Consider the following 13,639-nt stretch of genomic DNA (forward strand, 5'->3'; position numbering starts at 1 on the left):
CGGTAGGCTGGATGCCGACATGATCGAACTCGACCTCTCCTCCCAGATCGCGGACCTGCGCTCCACCTTCGCCGACATCACCGCCGTCGTGGACGTGCCGAAGCTCCGCGCCGAGATCGCCGACCTCAGCGAGCAGGCCGGGGCGCCCGACCTCTGGGACGACACCGCGAACGCGCAGAAGGTGACGAGCGCGCTGAGCCACCGTCAGGCAGAGCTCGGGCGGATCACCGCGATCGAGCGGCGGCTCGACGACCTCGAGGTGCTGGTCGAACTGGCGAACGAGGCGGAGGACGAGGAGTCCGCCGCGGAGGCCCGGGCCGAGCTGCAGTCCCTGCAGTCCGCCCTCGGCGACCTCGAGGTGCAGACCCTGCTCAGTGGCGAGTACGACGACCGCTCGGCGATCGTCACCATCCGCTCGGGCGCCGGCGGCGACGACGCCACCGACTTCGCCGAGATGCTCATGCGCATGTACCTGCGCTGGGCGGAGCAGCACAAGTACCCGGTCAAGGTGATGGACACGTCCTACGCCGAAGGTGCGGGCATCAAGTCCGCGACGTTCGAGGTGGATGCGCCCTACGCGTTCGGCACGCTGTCGGTCGAGGCCGGCACGCACCGCCTGGCACGGATCAGCCCGTTCGGCTCGGCGGACAAGCGCCAGACGTCGTTCGCCGCGGTCGAGGTCATCCCGCTCATGGAGGAGGCGACCGAGGTCGACATCCCCGAGGGCGACATCCGCATCGACGTGTTCCGTTCCTCCGGCCCGGGCGGTCAGTCGGTCAACACGACCGACTCCGCCGTGCGCATCACGCACCTCCCGACCGGCATCGTGGTCTCGATGCAGAACGAGAAGTCGCAGATCCAGAACCGCGCGGCCGCCATGCGCGTGCTGCAGACCCGCCTCCTGCTGCTCCAGAAGGAGGAGGAGGCCGCCAAGAAGAAGGAGCTCGCCGGTACCATCACGGCGAGCTGGGGCGACCAGATGCGCTCCTACTTCCTCTACGGTCAGCAGCTGGTGAAGGACCTGCGCACCGGCTACGAGTCGGGCAACCCCAGCTCGGTGTTCGACGGCGACCTCGACGGCTTCATCGCCGCGGGCATCCGCTGGCGCGCCGGCGGCAAGGACGAGGACTAGCCGACGCGCACCGGACGTCCACCTGGCTGTCAGGGTTGGCGGGCGCGGGCATGTCGCTACTGCGGATCGGCGTGCGACTGCCTAGTCTCATAGGGTCATGATCCGGTTCGAACACGTATCCAAGCAATACGCGGGCACGGCGCGCCCGGCGCTGAACGGCATCAACCTGGAAGTGCTGCGCGGAGAGTTCGTCTTCCTCGTCGGCGCCTCCGGTTCCGGCAAGTCCAGCTGCCTGCGCCTCATCCTCAAAGAGGAGAAGCCGACCAAGGGCAAGATCCACGTGCTGGGGCAGGACCTCGGCACGATCTCGTCCCGCAAGGTGCCCTACTTCCGCCGCAACATCGGCGTGGTCTTCCAGGACTTCCGGCTGCTGCCGAACAAGACCGTCTTCCAGAACGTCGCGTTCACGCTGCAGGTCATCGGCAAGTCGCGGGGCTTCATCCAGGAGGCCGTTCCCGACGTGCTGAAGATGGTGGGCCTCGACGGCAAGGCGCAGCGCCTGCCGCACGAGCTCTCCGGTGGCGAGCAGCAGCGCGTGGCGATCGCGCGCGCCGTGGTGAACAAGCCCCAGGTGCTGCTGGCCGACGAGCCCACGGGAAACCTGGACCCCGCCACCAGCGCCGGCATCATGGCCGTGCTGGAGCGCATCAACGCCGGCGGCACCACGGTGCTCATGGCCACGCACGAGGCCGCGATCGTCGATCAGATGAAGCGCCGCGTGATCGAGCTGGTCGGCGGGCAGATCGTCCGCGACGAGCGCCACGGCGGTTACGGCTTTACGGCCGCGGTCCCGATCGCGCAGCCGCTTGAGCGCGACGAGCCGGTGTCGGTGGCTACGCCGGCGTACGCGGCGACTGTCCCTGCGGCCGTCTCGGGGGAGGCGACCATGACGCGCCCGCACGCGCCGACCTCGACACCGACCGCTCCCGTGTCGCTGCCGCAGCAGACCGCGCCGGTGCAGCCCGTCCAGCCGGTCCAGCCGTCGGCCCCCGTGCCGGCCGCTCAGCCGGCGGCCGTTCCGGCCCAGGCGTACCAGGGTACGCAGCCGGTCCCCGCCGCGCCCGCGTCCGAGGAGCTGCCTGACCACCTCAACTTCACCGCCAACCTCGACCTGAGCGGCCTGCGCGAGGGCGCCGACCGTGACGGCGACCAGAATGTGGGGCCGACGAAATGAGATTCGGACTCATCTGGTCGGAGGTCGGCAACGGCCTCCGCCGCAACCTCTCCATGGTGGTCTCCGTCATCCTGGTGACCTTCATCTCGCTCACTTTCGTGGGCACGGCCGTGCTGCTGCAGATGCAGATCGGCCAGATGAAGACGTACTGGTACGACCGGGCGCAGGTCGCCGTCTACATGTGCACGCAGACCGACGCCTGCCCCGGCGGCGCCGCGACGGACCAGTCCATCGAGTCCGTCAAGAAGCAGCTGCAGTCTCCGGAGCTCGCGCCCTACATCCAGAAGTTCTACTTCCAGGACCAGAAGCAGGGCTACGAGCAGTTCAAGCAGCAGTTCAAAGGCAACCAGATCGCCGACTTCGTCACGCCGGACATGATCCCGCAGACCTTCTGGGTGAACCTGAAGGACCCGAACAACTCGGCCGTCCTGAGCGAGACGCTGTCGGGCTCCGCGGGCGTGCAGAGCGTCGTGGACCAGCGCAGCTACCTCGACCAGATCTTCAGCATCCTGAACGCGGCCAGCTACACGGCCATCGGCATCGCCGCGCTGATGCTGGTCGCCGCGGTGCTGCTGATCGCGACCACGATCCGGCTCTCGGCCTTCTCGAGACGCCGGGAGATCGGGATCATGCGGCTGGTCGGCGCATCCAACCGGTTCATCCAGACGCCGTTCATCATCGAGGGCGTGATCGCGGCGCTGATCGGGTCCATCCTGGCGTCGGTCGTCATCGCCGTCGGCGTGCAGTTCTTCGTGCGCGGGTACCTGAGCGACCGCATCCAGTCGATCAACTTCGTCGGGATGGAGCAGGCCTGGCTGGTCATCCCCATCCTGATCGTCATCGGCGTGCTGCTCGCCGCGGCCTCCGCGAACTTCGCGATCCGGCGCTACCTGCGCGTCTGACGCGATAGACTGTGTGGCTGCCCGGCGCCGAGCCGGGCGGCTTCATCATCGACGTCAGGAGTGAGCCGTGCCGAAGGAACGTGGCCAGAAGGTCGTGGCCACCAATCGCCGCGCGCGCCACGACTACACGATCGAGGACACCTTCGAGGCGGGCCTCGTGCTCACGGGCACCGAGGTGAAGTCGCTGCGGCTGGGGCGGGCGTCGCTGGTCGACGGCTACGCGTTCGTCGACGGCGGCGAGGCATGGCTGGATGCCGTGCACATCCCGGAGTACGCCGACGGCACCTGGAACAACCACGCACCGCGCCGCAAGCGCAAGCTGCTGCTGCACAAGGCGCAGATCCTGAAGATCGAGAACAAGGTCAAGCAGGGCGGCTACACGATCATCCCGCTGTCCATCTACTTCAACGAGGGGCGCGCGAAGGTCGAGATCGCGGTCGCGAAAGGCAAGCGCGAGTACGACAAGCGGCAGGCGCTGCGCGAGCGCCAGGACCAGCGCGAGGCGCAGCGGGCGATGTCGACCCGGAACCACCTGGGCGAGTAGCGGTCCGGCGGCGCCGGAGTGCCAGACGAGCCGGAGTGCCAGACTAGCCGCATGGACTCCACCGCTCAGCGCATCCCGATCTCGGGCACGTACAACTTCCGGGATGTCGGCGGGTACCCGGTCGAGGGCGGCGTCACGCGGCCGGGCAAGCTGTTCCGCGCGGATGCGCTGGGTCGCCTCGGCGAGGCCGGCCGCGAGGGCCTGCGCGAGCTCGGCATCCGCATCGTCATCGACCTGCGCGACGAGTTCGAGGTGCAGGCGCTTCCGGACGACCTCGACGGGCTGGATGTGGAGCTGCTGCACCTGCCCGTGTTCGAGGGATCCGGTGCCTCGGCGGCGACGGTGGGGGCGACGATCGTACACCTGTACGACAAGATCGTCTTCCAGCACACCGACGTCATCGTGCGGGCGCTGCGCGAGATCGCGGACACCCGCGACGAGCCGGTCGTCGTGCACTGCACGGCCGGCAAGGACCGCACCGGGATCGTCATCGCGCTCGCCCTGCTCGCGGTCGGCGTCGACCGCGAGACCGTCGTCTCGGACTACGCGGTGACGGAGGGGAACCTCGACGGGCCCTGGCTCGAGCAGATGCTCGACCTCGTGCGCGGCTACGGCGTCGAGGTGACACCCGATCTGCGCGTGATTCTGGGTGGGAGCCCGAGGGAAGCGCTCGAGACGACGATCGACCGCATCGAGGAGCGGCACGGGAGTGTGCGCGAGTACCTGCTCGAGTCGGGGCTCGACGAGCTGGAGCTGGCGAAGCTCCGCTCCGTGCTGGTCGAGCCGGTCTGACCGTCGCATTCACACCGAACCCATAACACTCCTGCAGCCTGATCGCGGCTCGCACCTGCTTACATGTGAGCATGAGCAACACCCAGCCCACCGAGCCGCTGACGCCGCGCCACGAACCGCCCGCACAGGGGTATGCGGGCGTGCCGCCCGTACCGCCCGCCGAGCCGTTCTACAAACGCCACGGGCTGGCCTTCGCCATCTCCACGCTGGTGCTCTCGATCGTCGTGCTCCTCGGGCTCTTCACCGCGGGGGCGTTCGCCGTCGCGAATGTTGTCACGCACGTCGGTGAGCGGGTGATGAGCCGGACATTCCCGCAGCAGGGGCAGCCGGGTCTGCCCGGCATGCCCGGTATGCCCGGTGACGGCGACGAGGACGGACGGGGGAACGGGAATGGAAACGGCAACGGGAACGGCAACGGGATGCACCAGGGCATGGCGCTCGTGCGCGGTACCATCGCATCCATCTCGGGCGACACCTGGACGATCACCCGGGACAACGGCAACAAGGTGGATGTGACGATCGACTCGTCGACTGTCTTCGGCCACCCCGGGCAGTCGGCCTCGAAGTCGGACTTCGCGAAGGGCGACGAGGTGATCGTCGTCGGCACCCGCACCGACGGCACCGTGACCGCGACCCGCGTGCTCAAGCTGAGCGCGTTCCCGACCCGGCCGCCGTCGACGCCCGGGACGCCGCAGACTCCGGGTTCCTGAACCGCAGGCTCGCGGCGCCCTGCGCGCGGCCGCCCCGGGCTCAGCTCGCCGCGAAGCGGGCGTGCACCTGTACGGCGATGGTGAGCTCCTCGGGCTTGAGCGCGAGCGTCGCCCCGCCGGCGTCGGCTGCGGCCGCCCGGGCGAAGAGCGGCTGCGGCTGCGGCGGCTGGACGGGCGCGGACCCGTCGCCGAGCATCCCCGGGTCGCTGAGCGCGAGGGGCGTGATCGTCGTGAGTCCGAGGCTGGTGGCGTAGACCGTCGCCTTGGCCACCGCGTTCTCGACGGCACGGCGCCGGGCCTCCTGCGTCAGCGACTGACGGCGGGCCTCGGTGAGCGACCACGTCACCCCGTCGACTACGACGCCGTCGAGCAGGGACACGACGCCGACCCAGTCCGAGAGTGCGGCCAGGTCGCAGAACACGGCGTCGATGCCGACCTCGGCGTGGTGGACGACGTCGAGGCGCGAACCGTCGTGACTCCACGGGCGTTCGCCCCAGACGCGCAGCTGGTCGGACGACCACTGGGTGACCGGACCTCGCTGCGGGTCGTGCAGCTCGCGCAGCTCCGCGGTCAAGGAGACTTGGCGCTGCGTCGTGAGGGCGAGCACCTCATCCCGAGCAGGCCCCTCATACGACACCCGCACGCGGACCGCGCCGCGCTCAGCGGCATGACGCAGCTCGTATTCGCCCTGGACGGTGATGATCGTGTCGGCCATTCCCCGATGCTGGCATAAACGGCGAGGGCGGGATGTTGTATGATGAGTAGCTCGCCACACAACGGCGAGAGCAGCATCTGGACAACTCAACAGCGCGTGACAGCGACCCGGCCGACAGGCCGCGCATGGGGATGATCGGTTTCGACATTGACTGCGTGACTGTGAGAAGCGGGTCGAGGATGCATGGTTATCTCGTTAACGATCCATGCGAAAAAATAAGTGCCAATAACAAGAGCACTGTCTCGGCCAAGGCCGACTTCGCCCTCGCGGCGTAAGTTCACCTCCGCCATTTGAGAGACCGTCAGACCGGGAATCGTTCCCTACCCGGATCCTGGCGTCAGCTAGGGGACTTGCTTCTGCATTGAGCATCAGGGTGCAGAGGGACTTCCACTGATACTGGGCCCGTCGGAGCAGGTGCCAGCGACAAGCACCGGGGCCGAGAAAGCGATTTCACTGGCTACGCCCGTAGAAGGCACATGACCACAGCAGTGGACGGGGGTTCGATTCCCCCCATCTCCACCATTGGGTCGCTGTCATGCACCGCGAAAGTCCCCCGGAGTTCCGGGGGACTTTCGCGTTCAAGCTGCCCTCGCACGACGTCTCGACGTCGCCGCGTCGTGCGACGTGGTGCTGTCGCCAGACTCGATCGCGCACGGCCGCCCCGTCACGGTACGCAGTCTTCCTCGTCTATCGAGATGACGGGGCAATCCCCGTCACGTCGCGGACCGCCGATCCTTCCGCATGCGGGTGAGGATCACCGATCCTTCCGCTGTGCGGGTGAGGCCCAGGCCATCCCGACCAACATCACAAGCTGTCGGGGCTGACGATAACTGGGGCGGAGTGAAGCATGAGTACAGACAACCATTCTGGTTGGGTTCGGGCGTTCGGTCGACCTCGGATCATCCACGCGGTGCTTTGGGGAACCCTCGGCGCAGCGTGCGGCGCACTCGGAGTGAGTTATGCAATCCGCAGCCTCCCGAATTGGTGGGTGTGGTTTCTGGCCACACTCTGGGCCTGGGCCGTCGCTGGCGTCTATCTATTCATCGCCTTACGCGACCGACGGCGCGGGACAGGCGCCTACGGGCCACCTGCTCCTCACCGGATGGGTGACGACTAAGTGAGCAAAGAGGGACGCGGACCCATCTGCGCCCCTCTTTGTGTTCGATGCCGCTGCGAGCGGGCGTCGAATTGCTCTCTTGCCGGAGGGCCACCGGCCGACGTAGCTTTCGGCCACGCGAAGCGATCGGCGCTTGGCGGAGAGGACGGAGCCATCATGAGTTTCTGGGATTTCCTCGTCTGGTCGTTCTGGTTCTACCTGGTGATCGTGTGCATCACGATCTTCATCCGCGTCATCATCGACGTCTTCCGCGACCCGGAGCTGAACGGGTGGGCGAAGGCCCTCTGGGTGCTCTTCCTGGTCGTCCTGCCGTTCCTCGCTGCGTTCATCTACCTGATCGCGCGCGGCGGCCGGATGGCGCAGCGCAACATGGCAGGGACGGCGGAGGCGCAGCAGGCGAACGATCAGTACATCCGATCGGTCGCAGGCTCCGGATCCGCGGCGAGCGAGATCGAGTCCGGCAAGCGGTTGCTGGACAGCGGGGCGATCACGCCGGCCGAGTTCGAGACGCTGAAGGCGAAGGCGCTCGCCCGCACGGCCTGAGGGGTCGTCAACCGGTGAGCGCATCCGTCCGTCGGGCCGCATCATGAGCACCGTGACCGCACGCACCGTCGCAGGGTGGACCCTGGTCCCGTTGGCCCTGGCTCAGTTCATCTGCTCGTTCGCGGGCTCGAACATGAACGTCATGCTCAACGACATGAGCCGGGACCTCGGGACTACGGTCGCGGGCATCCAGCTGTCCATCACGCTGTTCCTGCTGACCATGGCGGCGCTGATGGTGCCGTTCGGGAAGCTCACGGACCTGCTCGGCCGGAAGGTCTGCTTCCTGCTGGGCCTCGCCGTCTACGGCGTGGGCGCGGTGATCAGCGCGCTCTCCCCGGGCCTCGGGCTGCTCATCCTCGGCAACTCGATCCTCGAGGGGGCAGGCACCGCGCTCCTCATCCCGCCGGTGTACATCCTGGTGACGCTGTACTGGAAGGACGTCCAGGGCCGCGCCCGCTCCTTCGGTCTGGTGAGCGCCGCGGGCGGGATCGGCGCGGCGATGGGGCCGCTCATCGGGGGATGGATCTGCAGCGCGATCAGCTGGCGCGCGGCCTTCCTGTTCCAGGCGCTGATCATCGTGGTGATCATCCTGTTCGCCCTCGCCCTCAAGGACCCGCTGCCGGCCGACCCGCACCGTCCGTACGACGTGATCGGGGCCGTGCTCTCGGGGCTCGGGCTGGTCGTGTTCGTGGGAGGCATCCTGCTCGTCGACAGCAACCCGCTCCTCGCGGTGGTGCTGCTCCTGCTCGGCGCCGGGATCATCGCGGCGTTCTTCGCCTGGATCCGCCGTCTGGAGCGTCACAAGCGCGAGCCCCTGCTTTCCACCGCCCTCTTCGCCGATCGCACCTCGAATCTGGGACTCGTGACGCAGAACTTCCAGTGGCTGCTCCTCATGGGCATCTCGTTCCTGGTCTCCAGCCACCTGCAGGTGGTGCGGCACTACGACGCCATCCAGACCGGCGTGATCTTCACGGCGGCGACGCTCGGCATCCTCGTCTCGTCCCTTGCCGCCGGACGGCTGGTGCGGTTCATCGCGCAGCGCACGCTGATCCTCGCCGGCTTCGTGCTCACCGGGATCGGGACGCTGCTCCTGCTGCTCGTGGGCGCGCTGCCGGGTGGGTGGCCGTTCGTCCCCGGCCTACTCGTGATCGGCCTCGGTGTGGGCGTGATGCTCACTCCCAGTGTCAATGTCGTCCAGTCGGCCTTCCCCGAGGCGCAGCAGGGTGAGATCTCGGGGCTCTCGCGCAGCGTCTCCAACCTGGGATCCAGCTTCGGCACGGCCATCGTCGCGACGGTCCTCGGCTTCGGCGTGAACCAGCGCGCCGGCGGGTACGTGGCGGCGATGGCCGTGCTGGTGGTCGTCGCGATCGCCGGCGCCGTCGTCGCCGGCGGGCTGCGGGCGCCCGGGGCGCCGGCCGTCAGCGGCGCAGTTCCCGACCGTGCACCGTGACCGCGTAGATCACCAGGACGTCGAGCGCGATCACCACGATCGACCACCACGGCTGCGCCGGCAGCGACATCACATGCGACACGGCGCTGACCGCCGCGATCACCGCGGCGAAGATCCGCGCCCAGAGTGCGCCGCGGAGCAGGAACAGTCCGGCGAGGAGCAGCAGCACGCCGATGATGAGCGACCACCATCCCCATCCCGCCACGTTGAACGACGCCGTCCCCCCGTTCGGTCCGACGAAGTAGGCCGTGTTCGGCCCGATGATCGCCATGATCCCGTAGAACAGGTCGATCGCCGCGCCGATGAAGAGCAGGATCGATGCGAAGAAGACCCAGCCCACCCAACCGGTTGCACGTACTTCAGACATTTCCAACCTCCAACCGTGATGCGCGCATGATGCACCCGTGAGGCCCTGATCGGCTATACGTCTCTTGCGACTTAGTCGTCGGGCATGGCGACCTGCTCCAGCTGCTGCCCGTCGCGGATGGTTCCCGGCACCGTCTCCTGATAGAGGAAGGCCGCGGCCTCGGGCCATGCGCTCGCCTCCGCCAGCCGATAGACGGCGACAGCCCGTGCGCCCGCATACGTGGTGGCAGCGCGGATCAACGCCGGGGAGCCGGGCCGAGAAGAGGCAGCAGGGCGCTGAAATCGTCGTGGGCGCCCTCCGGGTGGAGGAACAGAGCCCGGTACGTCTTCTCGCTCACGGTGCACCGCCTCCGGCGAGCTGGGATCGGTTCGGCTGAATGGTGCACCCCGCGCGGCCCGGTCGGCAAGACGGCAAAAATGGGGCCGGACGGCTCGAAATTCACCTCTAGCCGGATGTGCGTGGCGCGATGGACAATCCGAGCATGAGCGAAGCCGACATCACGGCCGCCACCGTCCTGGGGCCTGGCCGCACTCCCGGCGGGATGCCGCTGAAGATCCGTCTGCCCGAAGGCGAGTACGCGGCGCTGCTCCGCATCGCGCAAGCCCGGCACACCTCGGCCCCGGAGCTGGTGGAGGCGCTGGTGCTGCGAGCGCTGGAGCACGCCGAAGTCCCGCCGCCCGCCGAGTCCTCCACCCGGCGGCCGCACACGACGTACGAAGCGGCGACGCACGGCTACCGGCCGGACTGACCTCGCCGTCCTCTGGCCCACGCAATTGTGCTTATATCGCGGAGATATCAGCTGATTCGTTGCAGGACGAGGTAGGCGGTGACGAGGCCGGCGATGGTCCAGCTCACCAGGCTGCCGATGAGGAACTCCTCCGCCTTCGAACCGCTCCGCCCGTCCGCGCTGATCTCGGGGAACCGGACGATGCCCTTGGCGGCGAGCAGGCCGACGATCACCGCCTGAGCGCCGACCAGGGCGAGGGCGACGATCAGGATGCGCTCCAGCGGGCCGATCACGCGGCCCCCGCGCAGAGCGGGAGCGGCCGCAGCTGTCGGTGCGCCGACGTCCTCGACGACGGAGCCGATCGCGCGTGAACCGACGGCGACCCGCCACGCGCGGCGGGAGGGCGGCGGTGCGACCGGCGCATCGGTCGAGCGGGTGCGGCCGAACGCGGCACGGCAGACGACGTTGGCCGAGCGGGTGAGGATGAGCGCGGCGGCGACCGCCGCAACCGCCAGCGAGAGGCTGAGGGGCAGCTCCGCTGCGCCGGCGGAACGGGCGAACGCTCGCGCGGCGGGGGAGTCGTCGATCGTCGTACCCTCGGCGATCGCCGCCACGGCGACGAGCGGCACCGTGAGGATGGACACCGTCAGGAAAGCGACGTAGCCCCCGCCGCGCAGGAACCCGGTCTCCGCCCGTAGCCACCAGACGCCCCACAGCGCGACGATCGCCGCCCAGATCGGGGGAGTGCCGAGCAGGAGCCAGCCGGCGGCAGGGACGAGGAGGGCGACCGCGGTGGCCCCGACGCGCGCGCCCGGGCGGCCCTTCGCGAGCCCGAGCACCGCATCCATCAGCCCGATGGCGAGCAGGAGCACGGCGGAGATCACGGTGCCGTCACCCCCGAGAACACGTCGATGCCGGCTTCGAGGGCGATGGCGCCGGAGCGATGGAGGGTCTGCGAGACGGCGGATTGGGCGATGCGCTCCTCCTGCGCCAGCTCTTTCTGCGTACGCTGCTCGAGCAGGCCCGCGGCCAGGCGGCGCTCGCGCGCCTTCATCCGCGAGATGGTGTGATCGCGCTGCAGCAGGAGCGCGTCGACGGCCGCGGTCAGCGTCGGGTCTTCGCCGACGAACCAGGTGCGGACGGACGGGCGGCCCCGATCCTGGAGCCGGTGCGCCGTGACGATGGCCTCACGGGCGCGCCACCAGGCGGAGCCGTCCTGGATCGACGTTCCGTCGCCGCGCTTCTCGATCTCGGTGGCTTCGCCGAGGCCCAGGCCGAACCGGCAGTCGAGACCCTCGGGGAGGGCGAGCCGGACGAGAGCCGTCGCGCCGAGGGCCGCGCCGAGATCGGCGTAGCGCGCCTGGAACTCGTCTCCGACGGTGGCCCAGAGCGGCTGCTGCGGCGGGAAACGGCGGTCGGCCCGTGCGAATACGGCGCGCATCGCATCCTGAGCGTCGGACCTGCTTGCCAGATTCCGTGAGCCGACGATGTCGGCGATGAGAGCGACGGTGGCGGTCATGACTTCACAATATCGCTTATATCGGGAGAATATAAGCAGAATCGCGGGATGCGCGCTTTCACCCCCGCTCCGCGCCCAGTCGAGGGCGACGCCCAGCGCCGTCAGCACGGACACGTGGCCCTCGCGTGGACGGATCCACAACTCGCCGTGCGGGAGCCGCTCGAGCATCGCTGCGGCATGTGGTGCCGGGACCACGCGGTCGGCTCCGCCCTGCACCAGGAGTACCGGCGCGACGACGGACCGCAGATCGACACCCCACGGCGACACGTACGCCACATCGTCGTCGGCCTCGCCGGCCGGGCCTTCGGCGGCTCCCGCCCCGGCATCGGCGCCGAGAGCACCCCAAGCGCCTTCCAGGGTCTCCCAGTCGCGCGCGGTGAACGATTCGGGGTCGAACTCGGCCGTTTCGGCGTAGGCGAGCCGCGCCTCCCGGCCCGACAGTGCCGCCTGCAGACCGCCGGGTGCGGCCATCCCCGAGAACCAGTCAGGGGTGCGGTCGAAAGGAGCGATGCCGGCGATGGTAACGACCGCCGTGGCGCGTTCGCCGGCGAGTGCGGCCAGCGCGAGCGCGTGCGGGCCGCCGCCGGAGGCCCCGACGGTCACGAAACGATCGACGGCCAGCGCGTCGAGCACCGCGAGGACGTCGGCTGCGGCGTCCGCGACCGTCCGGCCCGGGCGGACGTCGGAGCCCGGGTACCCGGGGCGCGTCACGGAAACGACGCGCAGGCCGCGCGCGGCCGCCTCCGCCGCCACCGGCGGGATGACCGCACCCGTCTGGGGCGTGCCGTGATGCCACACCATGACCGGCGCGTCATCGGCCCCGCCCGTGTCGGCGTACCGGACGGTTCTGCCGTCGGCGGCTCGCAGGTGCTGTGCGGTGCTCACGGCCGCCAGGCCTCGAGCTCGGCGAGCAGCGCGTCCTTGCGCTCCCGCGGCGCGAACGACGCCTCGATGGAGGTGCGGGCGAAGCGCCGGGCCTGCTCCTCGGTGAGGCCGAGCGCATCCCGGACCGCGGCGAAATTCTGCCCCGCGTAGCCGCCGAAGTACGCGGGATCGTCGGAGTTGACAGTGACGCGGACGCCGGCCGCGTCGAGCGTCAGCAGCGGATGCTCGCGGAGGTCGGGCGTCGCCCGCAGCCGCACGTTGGACAGCGGGCACACGGTGAGCGGGATGCCCTCCTCGGCCAGCCGAGCGACCAGGGCCGGGTCCTCGATCGAGCGGATGCCGTGGTCGATCCGCTCGGCGTGCAGCAGGTCGAGCGCCTCGGACACGTACGCGGGCGGGCCCTCTTCGCCGGCGTGCGCGACCGCGTGCAGCCCGGCCTCCCGGGCCCGGGCGTAGACGTGCTCGAACAGCGAAGGCGGATAGCCGACCTCGGCCGAGTCGAGACCGACCCCGATGATGCGGTCGGTGCGCGCGAGCCCCGAGGTGAGGGCCTGCTCGGCGGACGCGACCGGCTGATCGCGCAGGAAGCACAGGATGAGCGCGCCGCTCACCCCGAGGTCGCGCTCGGCCTCATCCAGCGCGTCGCCGATCCCGTCGACCACGTCGTCGAAGGCCACACCGCGCGCGGTGTGGGCCTGCGGGTCGAAGAACAGCTCGACGTGGCGGACGCCCTGGGCGTGCGCCCGGCGCAGGTAGCGACGGGTCAGCTCGGCGAAGTCGTCGCGCGTCAGCAGCACCGCCATGGTCGCGTAGTAGAGGTCGAGGAACGACTGGAGGTCGTCGAAGTCGTACTGCGCGGCAAGCTCCTCCACCGACGCGTACGGCAGCTCGACGCCGTTGCGTGCGGCCAGCTCGAACGCGAGCTCGGGCTCCAGCGTGCCCTCGATGTGCAGGTGGAGCTCCGCCTTCGGCAGCGCGAGCAGGGCGTCGTCGGTGAGGGGAGCGGTCGGGGCGTCGGTCATGGGTACGATCCTGCCACCGACGTCCGACGCCGGGGCGCCG

At 69.4% G+C, this 13,639-nt stretch carries 15 protein-coding genes and 1 other RNA gene; 10 read left to right on the forward strand and 6 right to left on the reverse strand.

Going from position 1 to position 13,639, the window contains the following annotated elements; all coding sequences use genetic code 11:
- Positions 1-19: 19 nt before the first annotated feature.
- The 6 genes from prfB to ACQ86M_RS04070 all read left to right on the forward strand — a co-directional run bounded on the left by prfB (position 20) and on the right by ACQ86M_RS04070 (position 5,254).
- Positions 20-1,132, forward strand: a complete 1,113-nt coding sequence (prfB, locus tag ACQ86M_RS04045; protein WP_431247135.1) for a peptide chain release factor 2 — start codon at positions 20-22, stop codon at positions 1,130-1,132.
- 97 nt (positions 1,133-1,229) lie between these two features.
- Positions 1,230-2,306 (forward strand): cell division ATP-binding protein FtsE, encoded by a 1,077-nt coding sequence (ftsE, locus tag ACQ86M_RS04050; RefSeq protein ID WP_431247136.1) that lies wholly within the window; start codon positions 1,230-1,232, stop codon positions 2,304-2,306.
- Positions 2,303-3,208, forward strand: a complete 906-nt coding sequence (gene ftsX / locus ACQ86M_RS04055; RefSeq protein WP_431220841.1) for a permease-like cell division protein FtsX — start codon at positions 2,303-2,305, stop codon at positions 3,206-3,208. The genes ftsE and ftsX overlap by 4 nt, the downstream gene beginning before the upstream one ends.
- Before the next feature lie 67 nt (positions 3,209-3,275).
- Positions 3,276-3,752, forward strand: coding sequence for an SsrA-binding protein SmpB (smpB, locus tag ACQ86M_RS04060; protein WP_431220842.1), 477 nt, complete (start codon positions 3,276-3,278; stop codon positions 3,750-3,752).
- Between the two features lie 51 nt (positions 3,753-3,803).
- Positions 3,804-4,544, forward strand: coding sequence for a tyrosine-protein phosphatase (locus tag ACQ86M_RS04065; protein ID WP_431247137.1), 741 nt, complete (start codon positions 3,804-3,806; stop codon positions 4,542-4,544).
- 71 nt (positions 4,545-4,615) lie between these two features.
- Entirely contained in the window at positions 4,616-5,254 is a 639-nt protein-coding gene (locus ACQ86M_RS04070; protein WP_431247138.1) for a DUF5666 domain-containing protein, read from the forward strand.
- Between the two features lie 40 nt (positions 5,255-5,294).
- On the opposite strand, the gene ACQ86M_RS04075 is transcribed toward ACQ86M_RS04070, so the two are convergent.
- Positions 5,295-5,969, reverse strand: coding sequence for an SIMPL domain-containing protein (locus ACQ86M_RS04075; RefSeq protein ID WP_431247139.1), 675 nt, complete (start codon positions 5,967-5,969; stop codon positions 5,295-5,297).
- A gap of 127 nt (positions 5,970-6,096) precedes the next feature.
- Between ACQ86M_RS04075 and ssrA the strand changes: the two genes are divergently transcribed.
- The 3 genes from ssrA to ACQ86M_RS04090 all read left to right on the forward strand — a co-directional run bounded on the left by ssrA (position 6,097) and on the right by ACQ86M_RS04090 (position 9,079).
- Positions 6,097-6,491: a transfer-messenger RNA gene (ssrA, locus tag ACQ86M_RS04080) on the forward strand.
- A 751-nt stretch (positions 6,492-7,242) separates the two neighbouring features.
- Positions 7,243-7,629 carry a hypothetical protein gene (locus ACQ86M_RS04085; RefSeq protein WP_431247140.1) on the forward strand — a complete coding sequence of 129 codons (387 nt, stop codon included), beginning with the start codon at positions 7,243-7,245 and terminating at the stop codon, positions 7,627-7,629.
- A gap of 52 nt (positions 7,630-7,681) precedes the next feature.
- Positions 7,682-9,079, forward strand: coding sequence for an MFS transporter (locus ACQ86M_RS04090; protein WP_431247141.1), 1,398 nt, complete (start codon positions 7,682-7,684; stop codon positions 9,077-9,079).
- Here the strand turns inward: ACQ86M_RS04090 and ACQ86M_RS04095 are convergent.
- Positions 9,048-9,446, reverse strand: a complete 399-nt coding sequence (locus ACQ86M_RS04095) for a DUF7144 family membrane protein (RefSeq protein WP_431220848.1) — start codon at positions 9,444-9,446, stop codon at positions 9,048-9,050. The genes ACQ86M_RS04090 and ACQ86M_RS04095 overlap by 32 nt on opposite strands.
- A 71-nt stretch (positions 9,447-9,517) precedes the next feature.
- On the reverse strand, positions 9,518-9,685 hold the full coding sequence (locus ACQ86M_RS04100) for a hypothetical protein (RefSeq protein ID WP_431247142.1): 168 nt from the start codon (positions 9,683-9,685) through the stop codon (positions 9,518-9,520).
- A gap of 242 nt (positions 9,686-9,927) precedes the next feature.
- Between ACQ86M_RS04100 and ACQ86M_RS04105 the strand changes: the two genes are divergently transcribed.
- Positions 9,928-10,194: a hypothetical protein gene (locus tag ACQ86M_RS04105; RefSeq protein ID WP_431220850.1), complete on the forward strand. Its 267-nt coding sequence runs from the start codon at positions 9,928-9,930 to the stop codon at positions 10,192-10,194.
- A gap of 47 nt (positions 10,195-10,241) precedes the next feature.
- Here the strand turns inward: ACQ86M_RS04105 and ACQ86M_RS04110 are convergent, their stop codons facing one another.
- From ACQ86M_RS04110 to ACQ86M_RS04120, 3 genes are read right to left on the reverse strand one after another with little or no spacing between them, the layout of a single operon-like run.
- Positions 10,242-11,057 carry a hypothetical protein gene (locus ACQ86M_RS04110; protein WP_431247143.1) on the reverse strand — a complete coding sequence of 272 codons (816 nt, stop codon included), beginning with the start codon at positions 11,055-11,057 and terminating at the stop codon, positions 10,242-10,244.
- Positions 11,054-12,577, reverse strand: a complete 1,524-nt coding sequence (locus ACQ86M_RS04115; protein WP_431247144.1) for a SatD family protein — start codon at positions 12,575-12,577, stop codon at positions 11,054-11,056. Before ACQ86M_RS04115 ends, ACQ86M_RS04110 begins: the two co-directional genes overlap by 4 nt.
- Complete coding sequence (locus ACQ86M_RS04120) at positions 12,574-13,599, reverse strand: adenosine deaminase (RefSeq protein ID WP_431247145.1); 1,026 nt, start codon at positions 13,597-13,599, stop codon at positions 12,574-12,576. Before ACQ86M_RS04120 ends, ACQ86M_RS04115 begins: the two co-directional genes overlap by 4 nt.
- Positions 13,600-13,639 lie beyond the last annotated feature (40 nt).

The organism is Leifsonia xyli subsp. cynodontis (assembly GCF_050632205.1).
Taxonomy (GTDB): domain Bacteria; phylum Actinomycetota; class Actinomycetes; order Actinomycetales; family Microbacteriaceae; genus Leifsonia; species Leifsonia xyli_D.

Excerpts from the sequence above, each read along its gene's own strand:
- prfB (WP_431247135.1), top strand. The coding sequence starts at position 20 with ATGATCGAACTCGACCTCTCCTCCCAGATCGCGGACCTGCGCTCCACC.
- ftsE (WP_431247136.1), top strand. The coding sequence starts at position 1,230 with ATGATCCGGTTCGAACACGTATCCAAGCAATACGCGGGCACGGCGCGC.
- ftsX (WP_431220841.1), top strand. The coding sequence starts at position 2,303 with ATGAGATTCGGACTCATCTGGTCGGAGGTCGGCAACGGCCTCCGCCGC.
- ACQ86M_RS04065 (WP_431247137.1), top strand. The coding sequence starts at position 3,804 with ATGGACTCCACCGCTCAGCGCATCCCGATCTCGGGCACGTACAACTTC.
- ACQ86M_RS04070 (WP_431247138.1), top strand. The coding sequence starts at position 4,616 with ATGAGCAACACCCAGCCCACCGAGCCGCTGACGCCGCGCCACGAACCG.
- ACQ86M_RS04075 (WP_431247139.1), bottom strand. The coding sequence starts at position 5,969 with ATGGCCGACACGATCATCACCGTCCAGGGCGAATACGAGCTGCGTCAT.
- ACQ86M_RS04085 (WP_431247140.1), top strand. The coding sequence starts at position 7,243 with ATGAGTTTCTGGGATTTCCTCGTCTGGTCGTTCTGGTTCTACCTGGTG.
- ACQ86M_RS04095 (WP_431220848.1), bottom strand. The coding sequence starts at position 9,446 with ATGTCTGAAGTACGTGCAACCGGTTGGGTGGGCTGGGTCTTCTTCGCA.
- ACQ86M_RS04105 (WP_431220850.1), top strand. The coding sequence starts at position 9,928 with ATGAGCGAAGCCGACATCACGGCCGCCACCGTCCTGGGGCCTGGCCGC.
- ACQ86M_RS04120 (WP_431247145.1), bottom strand. The coding sequence starts at position 13,599 with ATGACCGACGCCCCGACCGCTCCCCTCACCGACGACGCCCTGCTCGCG.